Here is a 21,337-nt window from a genome sequence, read left to right as displayed (position 1 = left end):
ATGCAATTCCACCGCTACGACGTCGTCATCGTCGGGGCCGGCGGGGCCGGCATGCGCGCCGCCATCGAGGCCGGCCCCCGCGCCCGCACCGCCGTGCTCACGAAGCTCTACCCCACCCGGTCGCACACCGGCGCGGCCCAGGGCGGCATGTGCGCCGCCCTGGCCAACGTCGAGGACGACAACTGGGAGTGGCACACCTTCGACACGGTCAAGGGTGGTGACTACCTGGTCGACCAGGACGCCGCCGAGATCATGTGCCGCGAGGCCATCGACGCCGTCCTCGACCTGGAGAAGATGGGGCTGCCGTTCAACCGGACCCCCGAGGGCCGCATCGACCAGCGCCGCTTCGGCGGGCACACCCGCAACCACGGCGAGGCCGCCGTGCGCCGGGCCTGCTACGCCGCGGACCGCACCGGCCACATGATCCTGCAGACGCTGTACCAGAACTGCGTCAAGCTGGGCATCGAGTTCTACAACGAGTTCTACGTGCTGGACATCCTGCTCACCCAGACCGCGGACGGCCCGGTGTGCACCGGCGCGGTGGCGCTCGAGCTGGCCACCGGCGAGATCCACGTCTTCCACGCCAAGTCGGTCGTCATGGCCACCGGCGGCGCCGGCAAGATCTTCAAGACCACCTCCAACGCCCACACCCTCACCGGTGACGGGCTGGGCATCGTGCTCCGCAAGGGCCTGCCGCTGGAGGACATGGAGTTCTTCCAGTTCCATCCGACGGGTCTCGCCGGCCTGGGCATCCTCATCTCCGAGGCGGTCCGTGGCGAGGGCGGCATCCTGCGCAACGCCGACGGCGAGCGCTTCATGGAGCGCTACGCGCCCACCATCAAGGACCTCGCGCCGCGCGACATCGTCGCCCGCTCGATGGTCCAGGAGGTCCGTGAGGGCCGCGGCGCCGGTCCGAACAAGGACTACGTGCTGCTGGACGTGACCCACCTGGGCGCCGAGGTGCTGGAGACCAAGCTCCCCGACATCACCGAGTTCTCCCGGACCTACCTGGGCGTCGAGCCCACCGAGGAGCCGGTGCCGGTCTTCCCGACCTGCCACTACGTGATGGGCGGCATCCCCACCAACATCCACGGCGAGGTGCTGCGCAACAACACCGACGTGGTCCCCGGCCTGTACGCGGCCGGCGAGTGCGCCTGCGTGTCCGTGCACGGCTCGAACCGGCTGGGCACCAACTCGCTGCTGGACATCAACGTGTTCGGCCGTCGTGCCGGCATCGCCGCCGCCGAGTACGCCACCTCCACCGACTTCGTGCCGGAGCCGGCCGAGCCGGCCGCCGCGGTGATCAACCTGGTCGAGAGCATGCGGAACTCCACCGGCGGCGAGCGCGTCGCCGAGCTGCGCACCGCGCTGCAGGAGTCCATGGACATGAACGCGGCGGTCTACCGCACCGAGGCCAGCCTCAAGCAGGCGCTGGACGACGTGCGGCTGCTCAAGGCCCGGTACGCGAACGTCTCCGTGCAGGACAAGGGTCTTCGGTACAACACCGACCTGCTCGAGGCCGTCGAGCTCGGGTTCCTGCTCGACCTGGCCGAGGTGCTGGTCATGGGTGCCCTGGTGCGGACCGAGTCCCGCGGCGGCCACGCCCGCGAGGACTACCCGAACCGGGACGACACCAACTGGATGCGCCACACCATGGCGTACCGGGACCCGCACAACCTCGACGTGACGCTGGACTACAAGCCGGTCGTGCAGACCCGCTACGAGCCGATGGAGCGCAAGTACTGATGACGACCTCACTCGTCGACGAGAGTCGCGCCGGCGGCGGCGCCGAGCTGCCCCCCATCCCCGATGGCGCGGTCATGCTGACCGTCAACATCCAGCGGTTCAACCCGGAGACCGACGACGCTCCCCACATGGAGAGCTACCGCGTCCCGGCGCAGCCCGGTGACCGGCTGCTGAACGTCCTCCACTACATCAAGTGGTACATCGACGGGTCGCTGGTCTTCCGACGCTCCTGTGCCCACGGGGTGTGCGGGTCCGACGCGATGCGGATCAACGGCCGGAACCGACTGGCCTGCAAGATCCTGGTCAAGGACCTGCTCGGGTCGAACAACAAGGCCGAGGTCACGGTGGAGCCCATCAAGGGCCTGCCGCTGCTCAAGGACCTGATCGTGAACATGGAACCGTTCTTCGATGCGTACCGCGCGGTGAAGCCGTTCCTGATCGCGCACGGCAACGAGCCGAGCAAGGAGCGCATCCAGTCGCAGACCGACCGGGCCCGCTTCGACGACACCACCAAGTGCATCCTGTGCGCCGCGTGCACCACCTCCTGCCCCGTCTACTGGGCCGAGGACGCGTACGTGGGGCCGGCGGCGATCGTCAACGCCCACCGGTTCATCTTCGACTCGCGTGATGACGCGGCCGACGACCGACTGGAGATCCTCTCGGACTCCGAGGGCGTGTGGCGGTGCCGCACCACGTTCAACTGCACCGACGTGTGCCCGCGTGGCATCCAGGTCACGAAGGCGATCCAGGAGGTCAAGCGCGCGCTGATGTTCCGGCGCGTCTGACGGTGCTGCTGTTCGTTCGTCCGGAGCGGCCGTACCCCCACTCGGGGGTGCGGCCGTTCCGTCGTTCCGGCCCGAGCGATCCGCGCGGTTGATCACGGGGGTCACCGTGCGCATCGGTTAGATTCCAGCGCGATGAGCACCCCGGACCGGACCGCACTGCCGCTGGCACCGACCTCGTCGGCCCCTCGGACGTCACCGTTCTCGGCCCGCCGGACGCGTCGTTCCGCGTGGCCCGGCCGGGCGTCCACAGCGGTCCTGGTCGTCGGGCTGGCGGGTTCGGCATTCGTCGGCGTGGCGGCCGGGACCGCCAGCGCGCAGTCGATGTCCGGGTCGGCGCTGTCCGAGTCGGCGCTGTCCGAATCGGCGCTGTCCGGGCCGCTGCTGTCCGGGCCGCTGCTGCGGGACCCGTACGTGCCGCCCAGTGTTACTCTGCCCTCACCGGCCACCGACGGCTGCCCGCAGCGCGAGGTGCCGCCACCGGCCGTGGACACCAGCGAGGACGTGCCATCCGGGGTCGCACCACCGCAGCCGCTGCCGGTGCCCGAAGTCCCGGTGGGTGGGCCCGCGCTCGGCGCCTGCGGACTGGTCCTGCCGCCGGGCGCCGATCCATGGTCGCTGCCGCCGGACATCTCCGCGGCGAGCTGGCTCATCGCGGACCTGGACAGCGGACAGGTGCTCGCCGCCAAGGACCCGCACGGGCGCTACCGGCCCGCCAGCGTGCTCAAACTGCTCTCCGCGCAGGTGTACCTACGCAACCTCACCGACCTCGACGCGCCGGTCGAGGCCACGGTGACCGACACCGCCCAGGAGGGAACCCGCACCGGCATCGAGGCGGGCGCCGTCTACTCGGTGCGTCAGCTGCTGACCTACCTGCTCATCGACTCGGGCAACGACGCAGCCAACGCGCTGGCCCGGGCCAACGGGGGCTACGACAAGACCGTGGCCGAGATGAACGAGCTCGCCGCGGAGCTCGGCGCCTTCGACACCCGGGCCGCCACCGTCTCCGGCCTGGACGGGCCCGGACAGTCCGTGTCCGCGTACGACCTCGCGCTGTTCGCCCGCCTCGACATGGACACCCCGCCGTTCCCCCAGCTGATCACCGAGAAGGCCGAGCAGGTGCCGGCGCTGGACGGCCCCGGGTACTTCGTGCCCAACGACAACCAGCTGACGCTGCAGTACCCAGGCGGTATCGGCGGCAAGACCGGCTTCACCGACGACGCCGGCAACACCTTCGTGGGCATGGCCGAGCGGAACGGACGTCGGCTCGTGGTCACCATGCTCGGCGGGACTCAACGGCCCCGGCCGCAGTGGATGCAGGCGGCGTCACTGCTCGACTGGGGCTTCGCGCTCGACACGTCCACCCGGCCGGTCGGACGGCTGGTCGATTCAGCCGCCGATGCGGCGGCCGATGGGACCGCTGCGTCCGGGACGCCGACACCACCGGCACCGACGTCCGGAACCGATCCGTCCGACGGCGGCAGCTCGGTCACGCCCACCGCGGGGACCACCTCCACCGAGTCGGGACTGGCGGCGGATCACCGATCCTCGGACACGCCGGGTTGGGTGGCCTGGACGATCGCCGGTGGCGGGCTGCTGATCCTGGCGCTCATTCCCGTCGCCGTGCTGTGGACGCGGCGCCGGTCGGCCCGCTCCACCCACGTCTGAGCAGCTCAGGAGAGCGTCAACGTCCCGTACGGGGTGCGGAGGTCGACCTCCAACCGAGCCGGTCCTGTGGTGAGGGTGAGCGTCACCTCGAGGGCCTCCAGCACGCGCAGCACCTTGGCCGGCTCGGGATGGCTCCCCCGCAACTCGACCAACTCGACCGTCGGCAGGTCGCCCATGGACGGATGCGGGCTGATGCCCCAGTCGATGACGAACGGCACCAGACCGTCCAGCGGCGGCCGCAGCGGGTAGGCGACCTGCCACTCGAGGGCCGTGCCGTCATGTCCTCGACGGGACATGTACCGGATGGGTCCCAGGTCGGCGCCCGCGGAGAGCGCCGCCCGGGTGGCGGCGCGCAGATCCGACGACCTGATGGACCACGCTGCGAGCTTCGGACGCTCCAGCTGGTCGATCCCGAACGGCATCGGGGCCGAACTGTCCGGCGGGTGCGCGACGTCCGGCCCGAGGATCTCCAAGTACCGGCCGGGGCCCAGGCCGACCAGGTAGTTCCGGGTGCCGACGCCGAGGTGCCGGCCACCGGGAACCGGAGCGACCCCGCTGCGGGTGGCGAACTCCCGCACCGACTGCTCCAACCGAGGTGTGGCGAGCACGAGGTGATCGAGCCGCCCGTCGATCCGGCGCGGGCCACGAGGGGACGTCCCCGGATCCACCGCCGGCACGCTCATCGCCGATCACCTCGTTGTGTCACGACAGCCTCACTTCGTCACTTCGAGCGCCGTGCGGTGACCCATCCGATCAGCGCACCGACACCGAGGAGACCGGCGACCCGGGGACGCGACACCGGGCGGGTCACCATCACCTGCGCCTCAGGGATCTCCGGTTCCGGTTCCGGAGCCTTCGGTCCGCCCTTGCTGGTGGCGATCCAGGCGCCGACCATGAGCACCATCCGCGCCACCAGGTTGAAGAAGAACAATAGACCGATGATGGGCCCGAAGACCTGCCAACTTGCTGAGCCCGAGGTCAACTGCAGCAGGAAGCTGAGCAGCGACTTCAGCAGCTCGAACAGCACGGCGGCCACGACGGCGCCCTTGATCAGGGCAGCTCGTGGCACCTGGTACTGCCGACCGGGCAGGGTCCGGTAGAGCCACAGGAAGATCAGGACGTCCGCGACCATCGCGATGAGCAATGTCAACACGGTGATCACCGGTGTGAGCCAGGACTGATCCTCCAGCCCGAGCCACGTCAGGATCTGCGTCTGGATCGCAGTGCCGGCGGTGGTGAGGCCGAGGGTGACGGCGATGGCCAGGCCCAGCCCGACCAGCCGCCCGAGGTCCTTGACCGTGGCGAGGGCGAAGTTGTCCTCCTTGGCCGGGTCTTCTTCCCACACCGGACGCCACTGCGCTTCGAGCGCCTCTCGCAGGTTGCCCATCCATCCGATGCCCGAGTACAGCGCGATGAGCAGACCGACGATGCCGACGCCGATGCGTTGATCGATCGCGGTGTCGAGGACCTCATTGATGGTGCCGGCCAGCTGCTGGCTCGGGATCTGATCGGCGATGCCCTGACGCAACTGGTCCAGGAGCTCCTGGTTGTTGACCAGCACGAAGCCGGCGATGGAGAACAGCACCATCAGGATCGGCACCAGCGACAGGAAGGACAGGTAGGTCAGGGCAGCCGCGAACTGTGTGCCCAACCGGTCGCCGAACCGCTTGTTCATCCGGATCAGGTGTTGGACGCCCTCGCGCGAGCTGATCCGCTTGAACGTCCGGGCAGCGCGGCCCTTGAACGATTGGTCGAAGTCCGACCGCCCCACGGTGACGCTCGCCATGCCGCCTCCTCGCCAGTCCCTGGACCGCCCAGTCTGGCGCATGGCCCTGCGGCGGACGCGCCGACGGGCTGCCGCCGACCGCATCGAAGTACCCCGATCCCATGGCGATCAGCGCCGGAGCTCATGAAGGGGGACGCGACCGAGATCACGGACAGTCGGACCGGGACGGCGATCAGGCCGCAGGATCGACAGGCGGGGCGTCCGCGGGCACAGCTCCGTCCTGCAACCGGGCGTGCGCGGTGTTCCGCCGGACCCGCCGCAGCGGATCGATCCATGGCGGCGGGATGTGCTCGGGGATCCCGTCCGGTCCGAGTCGGACTTCCCATCGGCCGAGGTGGATCTCGCCGTGGTGGTGCGGGCAGTAGAGGACGGCGTTGTCCATCGAGGTCGGCCCGCCATCCGCCCAGTGCCGGATGTGGTGAGCGTCGCACCAGCCGGGCGGCCGGTCGCAGCCGGGCCAGGCACACCCGCCGTCCCGGATCGCCAGCGCCCTGCGGATCGCGGCGGGGAACACCCGGCGTTCCCGTCCTACATCGAGGACCTCGCTGCGGGAGCCGAGCACCGCGGGCACGATCCCGGCGTCACACGCCAGCCGGCGGGCATGGCCGGCCGAGACCGGGCCGGCTCGGTCCAGCAGTGCTGCTCCGAGGCCGGCCCGCAGCGTCTCGAACGCGACGGTCACCGTGACGTGCGGCCGGACACCACCGTGGACCGGCAGCTCACCGGCGTCCAGCGACCGGCGGAGCACCTCGATCAGGGCGTGCGCACGGCGGGTGCGGGCCGGCCGGTCGTCCGGGACACCGTCCACGGCGGACCGCGGCGCGGAGAGCCCGCCGATGGCCTGCTGCAGCAGCTCGACGCCTTCGTCGTCGAGTCGCCCGGTCAGTCGGGTCAGTCCGGTCACCGCGTCGCGGCGACCGAGCTGCAGCTCGGTGGCCTTGCGCGGGTCGACCTCGGCGGGGAGGTCGAGCGGGTCGGCTGCCGCGGCCAGTGCCCGGGCGACCTCCTCGAAGCGGGTCGGGTCCAGCTGCTCGGCCTGCTGCACGAGCAACGCCTCGGTCTCCGCCCGGGTGGCCGCATCGACGCGCTCCGGGAGCGACCGCAGCGCCGCGTCGATGACGCTCGCATGGTCGACGCTGATCCGCCCGTCGTGCAGCGCCGCCGCAAGTCCGGGATGGCCCGGAACGTGGTCGTCGGACGACGGGTCCGTGGCGGCGGCGGCCCGCACCCGGTCGTGCGCCTGGCCGGGGCGGATCCGCAGCAATGCCCGCAACAGCGCGCCGGTGGAGGTGGCGCCGTACGCGGCGGCCAGTCGCCGGCGGTCGACCACGCCCGCCCATGCGACCCCCAGGGCGTCGACGAGCCGGGCGACCAGCTCCACCTGCTGCACGGCCGCGAGCACCTGGTCGTCGGTGAGATCGGTCTGCATCGGTGCCGCGACGACCTCGTCGAGCAGCCCCCGCACCACCGCGGCGACGTCGTCCAGGGACGCGGCGTCCCCGCCGCTCGCCCTGTCGTCCCATCGGTCCACGTCGCGGACCGTAGGACGGCCACCACCCATCCCGGCGTCCCGGCACAGCGTCTGTGGACAACCCGAGCCATGGGGACAACCAGCCGACGTGGACGGCTCAGGCCAGGAAGCCGACCTTCTCGTACACCGTGCTCACCGTTGCGTCGGCCACCGCCCGCGCCCGCTCGGCGCCCTTGGCCAGGATGAGGTCCAGCTGGGCCGGATCCGTCAGGTACTCGGCCACGGCGGCCTGCACCGGCTCGACGAACGCCGCGAACGCCTCGGCCAGGTCCTTCTTCAGGTCGCCGTAGCCGCGGCCGGCGTAGCCGTCGACCAACTCGCCGACCGGCCGGCCGTCGAAGATGGACAGCAGCGTCAGCAGGTTGGACACCCCCGGCTTGCCCTCGGGATCGAAGACGATGTCCCGACCGGTGTCCGTCACCGCCGAGCGGATCTTCTTGGTCGAGACCTTCAGGTCGGCGAGCAGGTCCAGCGACCCGGCCGGCGCCGACTTGCTCATCTTGGCCGTGGGCTGGGTCAGGTCGTAGATCTTGGCCGTCTCCTTGAGGATGTACGGCTCCGGCACGGTCAGCGTCCGCCCGAACCGGGAGTTGAACCGCTGAGCCAGGTTCCGGCTCAGTTCCAGATGCTGCCGCTGGTCCTCGCCGACCGGCACGAGATTGGCCTGGTAGGCCAGGATGTCCGCGGCCTGCAGGATCGGGTAGGTGAACAGGCCGACGCTGGAGCGGTCCACCCCGCCCTTGGCCGACTTGTCCTTGAACTGGGTCATCCGGCTCGCCTCACCGAAGCCGGTCAGGCACTCGAGTACCCAGGACAGCTGTGTGTGTGCCGGCACCTGCGACTGCACGAACAGGGTCGACCGCTGCGGGTCGATGCCGAGCGCGAGCAGCTGCGCGGCGGCGACCCGAGTGCGGCGACGGAGCACTTCGGGGTCGTGCTCCACCGTGATCGCGTGCAGATCGACGATCGAGTAGAAGGTCTCGTGGGTGCTCTGGAGCTCGACCCACTGCCGGATCGCCCCGACGTAGTTGCCGATCTGGAACGAGTCAGCGGTCGGCTGGATGCCGGACAGGACGCGCGGCCGGGCAGCGCCGGCGGACGGTGCAGCACACATGACCCTGATCCTCGCACCGTCGCACCGTGATCCCGAACCAGCGTCACCGTCCCGGGCCAGCGGTCCGGACGCTCCAGCCGACCCTCCGCGCCGCGGTGTGATCTTCGCGTGGTGCCACGGCGGTCGCGCCCCGTTCCGGCAGGGTGCTCCTCATGACCGAGCCCGAGTCACCCCGGTCGTCCCGTCCGCACCTGGCCGCCCGGCTGGAGGACTGGGTCACCGCCATGGAGCGGCGGGTGCTGCGATCGCGAGGATGGCAGCCGGCGGTGGTGCCGTACACGGGGTACGGATCCGGCGCGTGGCTCCGTGTCCTCGGCCGGGTGCTGCTCGCTCCGCCCGGGGACGACGAGCTCCGCCCGGGCGTCGAACCCCGCCCGGGCGTCGAGCCCCAGCAGCCGGCCCGTGGCTGGCGGCGCTTCCTGCTGACCGTTCCGTTGGTCGACCACGAGGTGCTGGTCGAGGTGGACGGCGGGACGCACCGGGTGCGGACCGGCCCCGGCGGCTACGTCGACGAGCGGGTGCCCGTCCGACTGGAACCCGGCTGGCACGAGATCACGCTGCGCCTCCCCCAGCACCGGGCGACCGCCCGGATCCGCGTCATCGGGCCCGAGCCGACGATCGGCCTGGTCAGCGACATCGACGACACCGTGCTCATCACCCACCTCCCGCGTCCGCTGGTCGCGGCCTGGAACACCTTCGTGCTGCGGGAGACCGCCCGCGCGCCGGTGCCGGGCATGGCCGAGTACTACCGCCGACTGCTCGAACGCGCCCCGCACGCACCGGTGCTCTACCTGTCCACCGGGGCGTGGAACACCGCGCCGACGCTGACCCGGTTCCTGGCCCGACACCGGTTCCCCGAGGGACCGTTGCTGCTCACCGACTGGGGACCGACCAACACGGGGTGGTTCCGATCCGGTCAGGACCACAAGCGGGCGTCGCTGCGCCGGCTCGCCGCCGATCTGCCGCAGGTCCGGTGGGTGCTGGTCGGCGACGACGGGCAGCACGACCCGCGCATCTACGCCGAGTTCGCCGCGGAACGGCCGGACGTCGTGGCCGGCATCGCCATCCGCCGGCTCACCCCCGCCCAGCAGGTGCTGACCGCGAACGCGCAGGTGGCCGACAGGCAGGTGCGGCCCCGCACGGTCCCCACGGTCACGGCACCCGACGGAGCTGGGCTGGCCGCGCAGCTCGACGTGCTGACCGCGCGGGACGGCGGCTCAGCGCCGGTAGTCGACGACCACGGCTGAGTGGTCGGACACCCGGGCGTCGTACGACGGCTCCCGATCGACGCCCGCCACCACGGCCCGACCGGCCAGTCCCGGCGTGGCCAGCTGGTGGTCGATCCGCCAGCCGGAGTCGTTGTCGAAGGCCTTGCCCCGCCACGACCACCAGCTGTACGGCCCCGGACCGTCCGGGTGCAGCGCCCGGACCACGTCGACCAGCCCGCCGGTGGTGGTCAGCGCGCCGATCCACGCTCGTTCCGCCGGCAGGAATCCGGGTGAACGCCGGTTGGTCTTCCATGCTTTGAGGTCGATCTCAGCCGGTGCGATGTTGAAGTCGCCGCACAGCAGGTACTCCCGCCCCTGGCTGCGCGCCCGCGCCACCGACGCGGCGACCGCCTCGGACAGCTGCGCGGCGAACCGCATCTTGCTCTCGTACTTCTCGCCGTCGGCGGCCCCCTTCGGCAGGTACAGCGACGCCACGGTGAGGTCGGGCAGGTCGACCTCGAGGTACCGGCCCTGCGCGTCGAAGTCGTCGGAACCGTCGGGGCGTTTGTCCCGCTCGGTCAGCCCGAACCCGAGCCGTACGGCGTGGACGGCATCGCGACTCAGTACCGCGACCCCGTTGCGGCCGGCCGCGTCACCGGGGTGGTAGCTGAACGAGTACCCGGCGAACGGCCCGTTCGCGGCCAGCAGCTCGTCCGGCACCAGGTCGGCGCCGGCCCGCACCTCCTGCAGGCACAGCACGTCCGGCCGCCGGCGCGCCGCCCAGCCGAGCAGGCCGCGACGGATCGCGGCGCGGATGCCGTTCACGTTGTAGGCGGCGACCCGCAGCCGGGTCGGGTCGGGCGGGCCGAACGGGTCGGTCCCACCTGGCCCCGCCCAGTCGGGCCCAGCGCAGCCAGGCCCTGGGGGGTCGGGCCCAGCGGGATCGGGCCCAGCGGGGGCGTCAGCAGCTGGTGGTGTCATTCCTGTACAGGTCGGTTCGAAGGATCAGGGACAGCGCCGGACGACACAGCGTCCGGGAACACGACAGGGCGGGCACCCGCGGGTGCCCGCCCCATCGCGGAAGAGCCGCGCCGTTCAGACAGCAGCGCCGATCAGGCGTTCAGCCGGGCGGCCAGGTTGTCGTCCAGCGCGGTGAGGAAGTCCTCGGTGGTCAGCCACGCCTGGTCCTTGCCGACCAGCGCTGCCAGGTCCTTGGTCATCTTGCCGCTCTCCACGGTCTTGATGATGACGTCCTCGAGGGTCTCCGCGAAGTGGGTGACCTCGGGCTGGCTGTCCAGCTTGCCGCGGTGCTTCAGGCCACCGGTCCACGCGTAGATCGACGCGATCGGGTTGGTGGAGGTCGGCTTGCCGGCCTGGTGCTGCCGGTAGTGCCGGGTCACGGTGCCATGGGCGGCCTCCGCCTCGACGGTCTTGCCGTCCGGGGTCATCAGCACGGAGGTCATCAGGCCGAGCGAGCCGAAGCCCTGCGCGACGGTGTCGGACTGCACGTCGCCGTCGTAGTTCTTGCAGGCCCAGACGTAGCCGCCCTCCCACTTCAGCGAGGCGGCGACCATGTCGTCGATCAGGCGGTGCTCGTAGGTCAGCCCGGCCGCGTCGAACTTGTCCTTGAACTCGGTGGTGAAGACCTCCTCGAACAGGTCCTTGAACCGGCCGTCGTAGGCCTTGAGGATCGTGTTCTTGGTCGAGAGGTACACCGGGTAGTCGCGGTTCAGGCCGTAGTTCAGCGAGGCGCGGGCGAAGTCGCGGATCGAGTCGTCCAGGTTGTACATGCCCATGGCCACGCCGGCGCCCGGCGACTGGAACACGGTGTGCTGGATGGGCTCCGAGCCGTCCTTCGGGGTGAAGGTCATGGTGAGCGTGCCCTCGCCCGGGAACCGGAAGTCGGTGGCCCGGTACTGGTCGCCGAAGGCGTGACGGCCGACGATGATCGGCTTGGTCCAGCCGGGCACCAGCCGCGGGATGTTGCTGATGATGATCGGCTCGCGGAAGATCACGCCGCCGAGGATGTTGCGGATGGTGCCGTTGGGCGACCGCCACATCTTCTTGAGGCCGAACTCCTCGACCCGGGCCTCGTCCGGGGTGATGGTGGCGCACTTGACGCCGACACCGTGCTTCTTGATCGCCTCGGCGGAATCGATGGTCACCTGGTCGTCGGTGGCGTCCCGGTGCTCGATGCCCAGGTCGTAGTACTCCAGGTTGACGTCGAGGTACGGCAGGATCAGCTTGTCCTTGATGAACTGCCAGATGATGCGGGTCATCTCGTCGCCGTCGAGTTCGACGACGGTACCGGTCACCTTGATCTTCGACATGGGACGCGAACTCCTTCAGGCGGCGGCGGCGCGGCAAGCGCGGCCTCGTGGGTCGGCTGCTCGGTGGTCAACCGTACACGCGTACTGCTATGGCAGATGCAGGGGGCGGGTGCTCCACGACGGACCGCCCGCCCGGTCGCTCCCGCCGACCGTACCGCCGGGCCCCGGCGTCACCCGCAGCGGCCGTCACAGCAGCCACCCGGCCCGCCGCGGCGGGCCGGCGGTCACGGAGATCGCCGCCGGTCTCACTCGGTGACGGCCGCCAGCAGCACCAGCAGGCCGCCGCTCACAGCACAGAAGCAGACGTCGAAGACCCGCCCGCGCACGGCCAGCAGTCCCACCCGACCGGTCGGCAGGACGGCCCGGAACACGCCGGCCAGCAGCGAGGCCGCACCGAGCGCTGCGCTGCCTCGCCGCCAGTGTGCGGTCACGATCAGCACCATGGCCACGGCGAGCACCAGCAGCACCGCGATCAGCGGCACCCAGGCCCGCACGTCCCGTCGGCGCCACCACCGCACCGGGGTCCGATCCGCGGCAGCGCCATCGTCAGCGCCGTCAGCAGCGCCGTCCCCGGACGGCCGACCCGGGTCCGGGGTCGAGAGCGGCGGGGCGGTCATCGCGGATCCCGGGCTCAGGGCCGGACCGTGCCCGGGCACCCCCGGCCCGCCCGGACCGGCCGCGTGCTCGGCGGCCCGGCCGGCCTTGGTGCGCAGCTCGGACAGCGGCCCCGCCGGCCCGCCGTGGTCACCGCCCGTCACCGGAACCGGATCCCGCACCGGATCCGGCGGTCCGGGCGGAACCGGCGGCCCGGCCTGTGCGCTCGGCCAGCCGCCGCTCCGCCGCCTCGACCACGTTGGTCAGCAGCATCGCGCGGGTCATCGGGCCGACGCCGCCCGGGTTGGGCGCCACGAACCCGGCCACCGAGGCGACGTCCCGGGCCACGTCGCCGGCGATCTTCCCGTCCACCCGGCTGACCCCGACGTCCAGCACCGCCGCACCCGGCTTCACCATGTCCGCGGTGATCAGATCGGGGACGCCGGCGGCGGCCAGCACGATGTCGGCCCGCCGCACGTGGGCGGCCAGGTCGCGGGTGCCGGTGTGGCAGAGCGTGACGGTGGCGTTCTCGCTGCGCCGAGTGAGCAGCAGCCCGAGCGGCCGACCCACGGTGATCCCGCGGCCGACGACGACCACTTCGGCCCCGGCGATCGGCACCTCGTACCGGCGCAGCAACTCGACGATGCCGAACGGCGTGCACGGCAGCGGCGCGGGGTGTCCCAGCACCAGCGCGCCCAGGTTGGCCGGGTGCAGGCCGTCGACGTCCTTGACCGGGTCGACACGGGACAGGATGGCGTACTCGTCCAGACCGGTCGGCTGCTGCACCAGGAAGGCGGTGCAGGCCGGGTCGGCGTTCAGCTCGTCGACCACCGCCTCGACCTCGGCCTGGGTGGTGCCGCGGGGCAGTTCCCGCTGGATGCTGTGGATGCCGATCTCGGCGCAGTCCCGGTGCTTGGCCGCGACGTACCAGCGGCTGCCCGGGTCGTCCCCGACCAGCACGGTCCCCAGCCCGGGCACCGCGTCCGCGGCGGCCAGCGCGGCCACCCGGTCGGCCAGCTCGCGCTTGATGGCGGCCAGCGTCTGCTTGCCGTCCAGCACGGTGGCCGTCGCGGCGGCGGTCGATGCTGACGGGATGGGCGGGAGGTCACCGGTCACGGAACGTCATCCTGCCACGCACCGGCCGTCCCAGGCCGGGACCGGACCCGCGTCAGTCGTGCCCACCCGGATGCACGAGCAGGCCGTGCGCGGCCGCGAACCCCATGGCCTGGTCGGTCTCCACCTTCGCCCCGGTGAGCCGGGCGGCCACCCACACCGCCGCGTCGACCGTCGCCCCCCGCAGGTCGGCGTCGGTGAGATCGGCCTGCCCGGCCCGGGCTCCGGTCAGGTCGGCGCCGCGCAGGTCGCAGCCGCGCAGCCGTGTCCCGGTCAGGTTGGCCTCCCGCAGCCGCAGCCCGGACAGGTCGACCCCGGACAGGTCCGCGCCGCCGAAGGAGACCAGGGTCAGATCGCAGTCGGTGAGCGTGATCGGTCGCAGCCGGCAGTCGGTGAAGGTGCTGCCGGTCAGCCGGCACGACTCCAGCGTGGCGCCGTGCCAGGCGGCCCGGTCGAACGTGCACCCGATGTACGAGCCGTTCCGGTGCGTCGAGCCGTACAGCTCGGTGCGCTCGAACCGGCACCGCTGGAACGTCGTCCGCAGGGTCCGGGCGCCGACCAGCGTGGCGTCGCTGAAGTCGCAGTCGACGAACTCCGCGTCGATGATCGACGCGTCGCCCAGGTCGACGTCCCGGAAGTCCTCCCCGTCGTACCGGCTGCCCGGCTCCAGTTCCATCACGCGAGATCCGCGTCAGTGGAAGAAGTGTCGGGCACCGGTCAGGTACATGGTCACGCCGGCGGCCTCGGCCGCGGCCACCACCTCCGGGTCGCGCACCGACCCGCCCGGCTGGACCACGGCCCGCACCCCGGCCCGCAGCAGGATCTCCAGCCCGTCGGCGAACGGGAAGAACGCGTCGGAGGCCGCGACCGATCCGGACGCACGCTTCCCCGCCCGCTCCACGGCCAGCCGCGCCGAGTCGACCCGGTTCACCTGGCCCATGCCGATCCCCACGCTCGCTGCGTCCTTGGCCAGCAGGATGGCGTTCGACTTGACCGACCGGCACGCCCGCCAGGCGAAGACCAGGTCGGCCAGGGTGGCCTCGTCGGCCGCCTCACCACAGGCCAGCGTCCAGCTCGACGGGTGGTCGCCGGGGGCGTCCAGCACGTCCTTGGTCTGCACCAGCACACCGCCGGAGATGCCACGGAACTCGATCGGCGACGGGTCGCCCTCCGGCATGACCAGCAGCCGGATGTTCTTCTTGCGGGTCAGCACCGTGAGGGCGGCGTCGTCGAACGCCGGGGCCAGCAGCACCTCGGTGAAGATGTCGGCGATCTGCTCGGCCAGCTCGGCGGTCACCGGCCGGTTCACGGCGATGACGCCGCCGAACGCGGACACCGGATCGCAGGCGTGCGCCCGCCGGTGGGCCAGCGCGATGTCGGTGTCGGCGCCGCCTGGCACCACCGCGATCCCACAGGGGTTGGCGTGCTTGATGATCGCCACGGCCGGGTCGGTGAAGTCGGTGGCCGCGCGCCAGGCGGCGTCGACGTCGACGTAGTTGTTGTAGCTCATCTCCTTGCCGTGCAGCTGCCGCGCGTGGGCCAGCCCCGGGCGGTCGCTGCGGTACAGCGCGGCCCGCTGGTGCGGGTTCTCGCCGTAGCGCAGGTCGGCCGCGTGCTCCCAGGTGGCGCCCAGCCACTCCGGGAACCCGGTGGCCGGCGGCGACGCGACGCTGTGCATCCAGGACGCCACGGCCACGTCGTAGGCGGCGGTGTGCCCGAACGCCCGCGCCGCCAGGGCGGTGCGCTCGGCCAGGGTGAAGCCACCGGCGGCGACCGCCTCGAGCACGGCCGGGTACTCGGCCGGGTCCACCACGACGGCCACCGAGGGGTGGTTCTTGGCCGAGGCGCGGATCATCGCGGGGCCGCCGATGTCGATCTGCTCCACGCTGTCGTCCACGCTCGCGCCGGTCGCGACGGTCTCCCGGAACGGGTACAGGTTCACCACGACCAGGTCGAACGGCGCGATGCCCAGCTCCTGCAGCTGCGCGCGGTGGCTCTCCTTGCGCAGGTCGGCCAGCAGGCCGCCGTGCACGGCGGGGTGCAGGGTCTTGACCCGCCCGTCCAGCGTCTCGGCGAACCCGGTCACCTGCTCGACGGTGGTCACCGGCAGGCCGGCCTCGGCCAGCACCCGGGCGGAGTTGCCGGTGGAGACCAGCTCGACCCCCGCCTCGACCAGACCCCGACCCAGATCGGCCAGCCCCGACTTGTCGGTCACCGACAGCAGCGCACGGCGGATCGGCCGGCGCTCTCCGGCCACCGGAGCGCCCACCGCAGCGGCGGGCTCGGTCGGCACGGGGTGCAGCGCACCGCTCCCGCCGATCGTGGCGCCCGTCGTGTCGCCAGTCGACTCGGTCATCCCAGTTTCACCTTTCGTCCCGACACCTCGTAGGGCGCGGCGGTCATCGCGGAGACCACGTCGACGAGCAGCGACCGCTCGGCGACCTTGATCCGTTCGTGCAGGGAGGCGACGTCGTCGTCGTCCGCCACGGGGACGGCACGCTGGGCCACGATCGGCCCGGCGTCCACCCCGGTGTCGACCAGGAACACGGTGCACCCGGTGAGCTTCACGCCGTGCGCGAGCGCGTCGGCGGGCGCGGACATGCCGGGGAACGCCGGCAGCAGCGACGGGTGGGCGTTGACCACCGCGGCCGGGAAGGCGTCCAGGAACCCAGGCCCGACCAGCTTCATGAATCCGGCCAGCACGACCAGCCGGGCGCCGAAGTCCGCACACCGTCGGGCCAGCGCGAGGTCCCAGGCCGCGCGGTCGGGGTGGTCGGCGACCCGGACGGTGAAGGTGTCGATGCCCGCCGCCGCGGCCCGGTCCAGCGCCTGGCACGCGGACTTGTCCGACCCGACGGCCACGATCCGGTAGGGCCGCGGTCCGTCGGCGTCGAGCAGCGCCTGCAGCAGCGTGCCCGAGCCCGAGGCCAGGACGACGATCGGCACCGGCTCGGTGGCCGGCGCGGCCCGGTCGGCCGGGTCAGCACTGCCGGCCTCGTCGGCACGATCGGTCGGGGACGGTTCGCCGGCGGACGGCCTGGGTGAGGGCACTGCTTCCTCTCGATCGCGGCGCCCGGATGTGGCGCTGGATGCGGCTGGTGGCCGCCGGAGCTCGGTCCCGGCCTGGTCGGTCCGGCCCGGGTCGGCCTGGCCCGACCAGGATGCCCGGTCGGTCGTCGCGCGGCGACCGCGGGGTCCGGTTGCCGGTACCCCGGGACGGCACCGGGGGAAGCCGCACCGGGGAAGCGACCGGGGCGCCCGCCCTGATCGGTGCCGACCGGGGCCCGTCAAGGCCCCGAGCACCCTACGACGTCGGGCGGCCCGCCGTGTCCTCGCCGCGGCCCGGTCCACCGCTCCGGCTGACCGCAGCCGGATCCTCGTCCGGCTCGGGAACGATCTCGGCATCCCCTGCGGTCCCAGCGTCAGCGGCCGCACTGGCCTCAGCGGTGTCGGCGGCGTCCGCGCTCCCGCGATCGCCACCCGGGACGTCGTCCGGAACCGGTCCGGACGCCGCCGGCCCGTCGGTCGGGTCTGCGGACCGGACCGCCCCGTCGGCGTCCCCGTCAGCACCTCGCGCGGCCACCCCGTCAGCAATCCCGCCAGCAATCCCGCCAGCACCGTCGTCAGCACCGTCGACCGGATCCGGCCCGGCGTCGTCCTCGTCGGTCGACGCCGTCGCGCCCGCCGGAGCGGCAGCGGTCGGCCCGCCCCGGCGTCGACCGCGCCGCGCCGCCGGCGAGGACCCGACGGCGGCCCGCCGGGCCCCGGGGTCGGACGCCGACGGCGTGCGTGCCCCCGCGACGGGCGGGACGAGCGCGGCGACCGCGCCGCCGACCACCGCGATCCCGGCCGCCACCACCGCTCCGAGCCGCAGCGGATCCGCGCCGACGCTGAGCGCCGTCGCACTGCCCGTCACCCCACTGCCCGCGATCCCACCCCCGGCGACCAGGGCCAGCACCGCGACGACCAGACCGGCGACGATCGCGGCGGCGACCACCGCGCCGAGCCGGCCGCGCCGGTGCCCCACCCGGCGGGTCACCCAGTGCCCGACCAGGCCGGCGACGGCCAGCGGCAGCAGCAGCACGGCCAGCCCGACGGCGGTGGGGGCAGTCGGGTGCGGGACGCCGGCCAGCAGCGGCAGCCCTGGCACCGGCCCGGGGACCGAACCGAACGGGCTGAACGAAGCCTGACCGAGCTCCAGGCCGACTCCGGTGAGGTAGCCGAGGGCCGCGACGGCGGCGTTGGGGGTGAGCACCACCTGCAGCACGGTCAGCCCGAGCGCGCTGCCCCCGTCGGGGGTGGCGGCGGACAGGAAGCCCGCGGCGGTGGTGAACGACGCGGCCACCGCGGCGGCCACCGCCAGCCCCCCGGCCGCGACCAGCGCGAGGGCGCCGGCCAGCCCGGCGCGGAAGCCCGCCTGCAGCCAGCCCGGGGTGCGGCCGCGCAGCCAGGCGCGCCAGGCACTGTCCGGGCCGAGCACGCCGATCCCGACGGCGACCAGGGCGAGCGCCGCCGCGGGCAGGAACGCCTCCGGACCGATCATCCCGTCGGGCGTGAAGGACCGGGTGGTCACCGCCACGAACAGCCCGGAGCTGCCGGCGCCGGCCGCGATGGCGCCCAGTTCCTGCGCCCGGCCCAAGGGCCGGGCCGCGGCGCGCCGGGCGGAGACGCCGAGGGTGAGGGCGATGAGCAGAGTCAGCAGCAGCGGGACCAGGGTGACGGACAGGCCGGCCACCGTCACCGTCACCAGGTTGGCCGCCGCGAAGACGGCGACGCCGGCGCCGAGGGCGTCGGCGGGCTGCCCGGTCGACTCGGGGGTCAGCGCCCACAGCAGCAGGGTGACGCCGCACACCAGCAGCAGGCTGCCGGCACCGACGGCCACCGACCGCGCCACCGCGGCGAGCGCCGCCGTCCAGCCGCGCGGCAGGGCCGACGCCGAGGGGACGAGCCGTTCCAGGGTGGACTGCCGCATCACGCGCCTCACTGTCACACGCCTGCGCCCGCACGCCCCCCTGACGCGCCGGGGGCCCGCCCGGCGACCACCCGGAACGACGGACGCGCCCGGAGTCGTGGACTCCGGGCGCGCCGGACGTGCGTCGGTGCTGGTTCCGCCGCAGCGGGACGGAGTGGATCAGCCGAGCAGGCTGCGCAGCAGCTTGGCGGTCTCGGTCGGGGTCTTGCCCACGCCGACCCCGGCGGCCTCGAGGGCCTCCTTCTTGGCCTGCGCGGTGCCGGCCGAGCCGGACACGATGGCGCCGGCGTGACCCATGGTCTTGCCCTCCGGCGCGGTGAAGCCCGCGACGTAGCCGGCGACCGGCTTGGTCACGTGCTCCTTGATGTAGGCCGCGGCCCGCTCCTCGGCGTCGCCGCCGATCTCGCCGATCATCACGATCGCCTCGGTCTCCGGGTCGGCCTGGAAGGCCTCGAGGGCGTCGATGTGGGTGGTCCCGATGATCGGGTCACCGCCGATGCCGATGGCCGAGGAGAAGCCGAGATCCCGCAGTTCGTACATCATCTGGTAGGTCAGGGTGCCTGACTTGGACACCAGGCCGACCTTGCCCGGGCCGGTGATGTTGGCCGGGATGATGCCCGCGTTGGACTTGCCGGGCGAGATGATGCCGGGGCAGTTCGGCCCGATGATCCGGGTCTTGTTCCCGCGCTTGGAATTCTCGGCGCAGGCGTGCGCCCAGATCTTGGCCGAGTCGTGCACCGGGATGCCCTCGGTGATGATCACGGCCAGCTCGATGCCGGCGTCGATGGCCTCGATGGCGGCGTCCTTGGCGAACGGCGGCGGCACGAAGAGCACCGAGACGTTGGCCTCGGTCTCCTTGATGGCCTCGGCCACGGTGCCGAACACCGGCTGGGTGGAGCCGTCGAAGTCGACCGTGGTGCCGGCTTTGCGGGCGTTCACGCCGCCCACGATGGTGGTGCCGGAGGCCAGCATGCGACGGGTGTGCTTGCTGCCCTCGGAGCCGGTCATGCCCTGGACGATGACCCGGGACTGCTCGTTGAGGAAGATGGCCATCGGTCTCAGACTCCCGTGCTCGCGAGCTCGGCGGCCTTGTCGGCGCCGGCGTCCATGGTGTCGGACAGCGTCACCAGCGGGTGCGCAGCCTCGGTCAGAATGCGTCGGCCCTCGTCGACGTTGTTGCCGTCCAGCCGGACGACCAGCGGCTTGTTGGCCTCGTCGCCCAGGATGCCCAGCGCCTGCACGATGCCGTTGGCCACCTCGTCGCACGCGGTGATACCGCCGAAGACGTTCACGAAGACGGACTTGACGTCCGGGTCGGACAGGATGATGTCCAGGCCGTTGGCCATGACCTCGGCGTTGGCGCCGCCGCCGATGTCGAGGAAGTTGGCCGGCTTCACGCCTGCGTGGGCCTCGCCCGCGTACGCGACGACGTCCAGGGTGCTCATGACCAGGCCGGCGCCGTTGCCGATGATGCCGACCTCACCGTCCAGCTTGACGTAGTTGAGGTTCTTCTCCTTGGCCCGGACCTCGAGCGGGTTCTCGGCGGCCAGGTCGGCGAAGGCCTCGTGCTCCGGGTGACGGAACTCGGCGTTCTCGTCCAGCGACACCTTGCCGTCCAGCGCCAGCACCTGACCGGTGGGCGTCTTGACCAGCGGGTTGACCTCGACCAGCGTCGCGTCCTCGCTGACGAAGGTCTCCCAGAGCTTCAGCAGGGTCTGGATGACCTGGTCGCGGACCTCCGCCGGGAACCCGGCGGCGTCGGCGATCTCCTCGGCCTTGGCCAGGTCGACACCCTGCAGAGCGTCGACGGGGATCCGGGCCAGCGCCTCGGGCCGCTCGACCGCCAGCTCCTCGATCTCCATGCCGCCCTCCTTGCTGGCCATGGCCAGGAAGGTGCGGTTGGACCGATCGAGCAGGTAGGAGACGTAGTACTCCTCGGCGATGTCGGCCGCCTCGGAGATCAGGATCGTGCGGGTGATGTGACCCTTGATGTCCAGACCCAGGATGTCCTTGGCCTTCTCGGCCGCGACCTGCGGGGTGGGGGCGAACTTGACGCCACCCGCCTTGCCGCGGCCGCCGGTCTTCACCTGGGACTTGACCATGACCGCGGTGCCCAGCCGCGTCGCGATGGCCTCGACGTCCTCCACGGACTGCGTCGTCTCGCCCGGGGTGGTGGGCACGCCGTGCGCGGCGAAGAGTTCCTTCGCCTGGTACTCGTACAGATCCACGTTGTCTCCCGTTCCGGTAGCCGTCGTGGGTCGGTACAGCGGGCTGCCGGTGGACGGGGGGCGTGCGCGGGTGAGCGCTGCGTCCTCCGGGAACGGCCCGGAACTGCGATGCCCTCGACGACGAGGTGGTCGGCCTCGGCCCGCCGCCTGCTGCTCGACGCGCCGAACACCGCGGACCAGCGTGCCACTTCCGGGGCCGGGACGGGACGCCCCGGCCCGCGTGAGCGGTCAGCATCACACGCCGTGAGCCTGCGACTCCGATCAC

18 protein-coding genes are annotated in these 21,337 nt (G+C 72.3%); 4 read left to right on the top strand and 14 right to left on the bottom strand.

Features of this window, described 5'->3' with window-relative positions:
- The 3 genes from sdhA (at window position 1) to JL106_RS10220 (ending at window position 4,196) form a co-directional block, all read left to right on the top strand.
- Entirely contained in the window at window positions 1–1,746 is a 1,746-nt protein-coding gene (gene sdhA / locus JL106_RS10230; RefSeq protein WP_205260606.1) for a succinate dehydrogenase flavoprotein subunit, read from the top strand.
- Complete coding sequence (locus tag JL106_RS10225) at window positions 1,746–2,531, top strand: succinate dehydrogenase iron-sulfur subunit (protein WP_205260605.1); 786 nt, start codon at window positions 1,746–1,748, stop codon at window positions 2,529–2,531. Before sdhA ends, JL106_RS10225 begins: the two co-directional genes overlap by 1 nt.
- Window positions 2,532–2,663: 132 nt before the next feature.
- The gene (locus tag JL106_RS10220) at window positions 2,664–4,196 is read left to right on the top strand and encodes a D-alanyl-D-alanine carboxypeptidase family protein (RefSeq protein WP_205260604.1); all 1,533 of its coding nucleotides are present in this window, start codon (window positions 2,664–2,666) and stop codon (window positions 4,194–4,196) included.
- A 5-nt stretch (window positions 4,197–4,201) separates the two neighbouring features.
- On the opposite strand, the gene JL106_RS10215 is transcribed toward JL106_RS10220, so the two are convergent.
- The 4 genes from JL106_RS10215 to trpS form a co-directional block, all read right to left on the bottom strand.
- On the bottom strand, window positions 4,202–4,879 hold the full coding sequence (locus JL106_RS10215) for a VOC family protein (protein ID WP_205260603.1): 678 nt from the start codon (window positions 4,877–4,879) through the stop codon (window positions 4,202–4,204).
- Window positions 4,880–4,917: 38 nt separating this feature from the next.
- Window positions 4,918–5,982: an inner membrane protein YhjD gene (gene yhjD, locus JL106_RS10210; protein WP_205260602.1), complete on the bottom strand. Its 1,065-nt coding sequence runs from the start codon at window positions 5,980–5,982 to the stop codon at window positions 4,918–4,920.
- 172 nt (window positions 5,983–6,154) lie between these two features.
- The gene (locus JL106_RS10205) at window positions 6,155–7,513 is read right to left on the bottom strand and encodes an HNH endonuclease signature motif containing protein (RefSeq protein WP_205260601.1); all 1,359 of its coding nucleotides are present in this window, start codon (window positions 7,511–7,513) and stop codon (window positions 6,155–6,157) included.
- A gap of 97 nt (window positions 7,514–7,610) precedes the next feature.
- Window positions 7,611–8,627 (bottom strand): tryptophan--tRNA ligase, encoded by a 1,017-nt coding sequence (gene trpS / locus JL106_RS10200; RefSeq protein WP_205260600.1) that lies wholly within the window; start codon window positions 8,625–8,627, stop codon window positions 7,611–7,613.
- A 152-nt stretch (window positions 8,628–8,779) separates the two neighbouring features.
- On the opposite strand from trpS, the gene JL106_RS10195 reads away from it, so the two are divergent.
- Window positions 8,780–9,874: an App1 family protein gene (locus tag JL106_RS10195; protein ID WP_205260599.1), complete on the top strand. Its 1,095-nt coding sequence runs from the start codon at window positions 8,780–8,782 to the stop codon at window positions 9,872–9,874.
- On the opposite strand, the gene JL106_RS10190 is transcribed toward JL106_RS10195, so the two are convergent.
- From JL106_RS10190 to sucC, 10 genes are all read right to left on the bottom strand, one after another.
- The gene (locus JL106_RS10190; RefSeq protein WP_328841984.1) at window positions 9,845–10,660 is read right to left on the bottom strand and encodes an exodeoxyribonuclease III; all 816 of its coding nucleotides are present in this window, start codon (window positions 10,658–10,660) and stop codon (window positions 9,845–9,847) included. The genes JL106_RS10195 and JL106_RS10190 overlap by 30 nt on opposite strands.
- A gap of 287 nt (window positions 10,661–10,947) precedes the next feature.
- Complete coding sequence (locus tag JL106_RS10185) at window positions 10,948–12,165, bottom strand: NADP-dependent isocitrate dehydrogenase (protein WP_205260597.1); 1,218 nt, start codon at window positions 12,163–12,165, stop codon at window positions 10,948–10,950.
- Window positions 12,166–12,410: 245 nt separating this feature from the next.
- Window positions 12,411–12,923 (bottom strand): DUF3017 domain-containing protein, encoded by a 513-nt coding sequence (locus JL106_RS21610; RefSeq protein ID WP_205260596.1) that lies wholly within the window; start codon window positions 12,921–12,923, stop codon window positions 12,411–12,413.
- The gene (locus JL106_RS10175) at window positions 12,910–13,875 is read right to left on the bottom strand and encodes a bifunctional methylenetetrahydrofolate dehydrogenase/methenyltetrahydrofolate cyclohydrolase (protein ID WP_328841981.1); all 966 of its coding nucleotides are present in this window, start codon (window positions 13,873–13,875) and stop codon (window positions 12,910–12,912) included. Before JL106_RS10175 ends, JL106_RS21610 begins: the two co-directional genes overlap by 14 nt.
- Window positions 13,876–13,927: 52 nt before the next feature.
- Window positions 13,928–14,548: a pentapeptide repeat-containing protein gene (locus tag JL106_RS10170; protein WP_205260595.1), complete on the bottom strand. Its 621-nt coding sequence runs from the start codon at window positions 14,546–14,548 to the stop codon at window positions 13,928–13,930.
- A 15-nt stretch (window positions 14,549–14,563) separates the two neighbouring features.
- Window positions 14,564–16,228: a bifunctional phosphoribosylaminoimidazolecarboxamide formyltransferase/IMP cyclohydrolase gene (purH, locus tag JL106_RS10165; protein WP_205260594.1), complete on the bottom strand. Its 1,665-nt coding sequence runs from the start codon at window positions 16,226–16,228 to the stop codon at window positions 14,564–14,566.
- Window positions 16,225–16,923 carry a phosphoribosylglycinamide formyltransferase gene (gene purN, locus JL106_RS20900; RefSeq protein WP_328841979.1) on the bottom strand — a complete coding sequence of 233 codons (699 nt, stop codon included), beginning with the start codon at window positions 16,921–16,923 and terminating at the stop codon, window positions 16,225–16,227. The genes purH and purN overlap by 4 nt, the downstream gene beginning before the upstream one ends.
- A gap of 253 nt (window positions 16,924–17,176) precedes the next feature.
- Window positions 17,177–18,844 (bottom strand): cell division protein PerM, encoded by a 1,668-nt coding sequence (locus JL106_RS10155; RefSeq protein WP_205260592.1) that lies wholly within the window; start codon window positions 18,842–18,844, stop codon window positions 17,177–17,179.
- A 159-nt stretch (window positions 18,845–19,003) separates the two neighbouring features.
- On the bottom strand, window positions 19,004–19,897 hold the full coding sequence (gene sucD, locus JL106_RS10150) for a succinate--CoA ligase subunit alpha (protein ID WP_205260591.1): 894 nt from the start codon (window positions 19,895–19,897) through the stop codon (window positions 19,004–19,006).
- Window positions 19,898–19,902: 5 nt separating this feature from the next.
- Entirely contained in the window at window positions 19,903–21,072 is a 1,170-nt protein-coding gene (gene sucC, locus JL106_RS10145; RefSeq protein ID WP_205260590.1) for an ADP-forming succinate--CoA ligase subunit beta, read from the bottom strand.
- Window positions 21,073–21,337: the final 265 nt, after the last annotated feature.

The sequence above is a fragment of the Nakamurella leprariae genome (assembly GCF_016918035.1).
GTDB classification, from domain to species: Bacteria; Actinomycetota; Actinomycetes; order Mycobacteriales; family Nakamurellaceae; genus Nakamurella; species Nakamurella leprariae.
This window is presented reverse-complemented; position numbering and strand designations above follow the sequence as displayed.

What these genes read in the sequence shown, in the direction of transcription:
- sucD (WP_205260591.1), bottom strand. Translation starts at nt 19,897, where the DNA reads ATGGCCATCTTCCTCAACGAGCAGTCCCGGGTCATCGTCCAGGGCATG.
- JL106_RS10195 (WP_205260599.1), top strand. Translation starts at nt 8,780, where the DNA reads ATGACCGAGCCCGAGTCACCCCGGTCGTCCCGTCCGCACCTGGCCGCC.
- yhjD (WP_205260602.1), bottom strand. Translation starts at nt 5,982, where the DNA reads ATGGCGAGCGTCACCGTGGGGCGGTCGGACTTCGACCAATCGTTCAAG.
- trpS (WP_205260600.1), bottom strand. Translation starts at nt 8,627, where the DNA reads ATGTGTGCTGCACCGTCCGCCGGCGCTGCCCGGCCGCGCGTCCTGTCC.
- JL106_RS10185 (WP_205260597.1), bottom strand. Translation starts at nt 12,165, where the DNA reads ATGTCGAAGATCAAGGTGACCGGTACCGTCGTCGAACTCGACGGCGAC.
- JL106_RS10215 (WP_205260603.1), bottom strand. Translation starts at nt 4,879, where the DNA reads ATGAGCGTGCCGGCGGTGGATCCGGGGACGTCCCCTCGTGGCCCGCGC.
- JL106_RS10220 (WP_205260604.1), top strand. Translation starts at nt 2,664, where the DNA reads ATGAGCACCCCGGACCGGACCGCACTGCCGCTGGCACCGACCTCGTCG.
- purH (WP_205260594.1), bottom strand. Translation starts at nt 16,228, where the DNA reads ATGACCGAGTCGACTGGCGACACGACGGGCGCCACGATCGGCGGGAGC.
- JL106_RS10225 (WP_205260605.1), top strand. Translation starts at nt 1,746, where the DNA reads ATGACGACCTCACTCGTCGACGAGAGTCGCGCCGGCGGCGGCGCCGAG.
- sdhA (WP_205260606.1), top strand. Translation starts at nt 1, where the DNA reads ATGCAATTCCACCGCTACGACGTCGTCATCGTCGGGGCCGGCGGGGCC.
- JL106_RS10155 (WP_205260592.1), bottom strand. Translation starts at nt 18,844, where the DNA reads ATGCGGCAGTCCACCCTGGAACGGCTCGTCCCCTCGGCGTCGGCCCTG.
- JL106_RS10170 (WP_205260595.1), bottom strand. Translation starts at nt 14,548, where the DNA reads ATGGAACTGGAGCCGGGCAGCCGGTACGACGGGGAGGACTTCCGGGAC.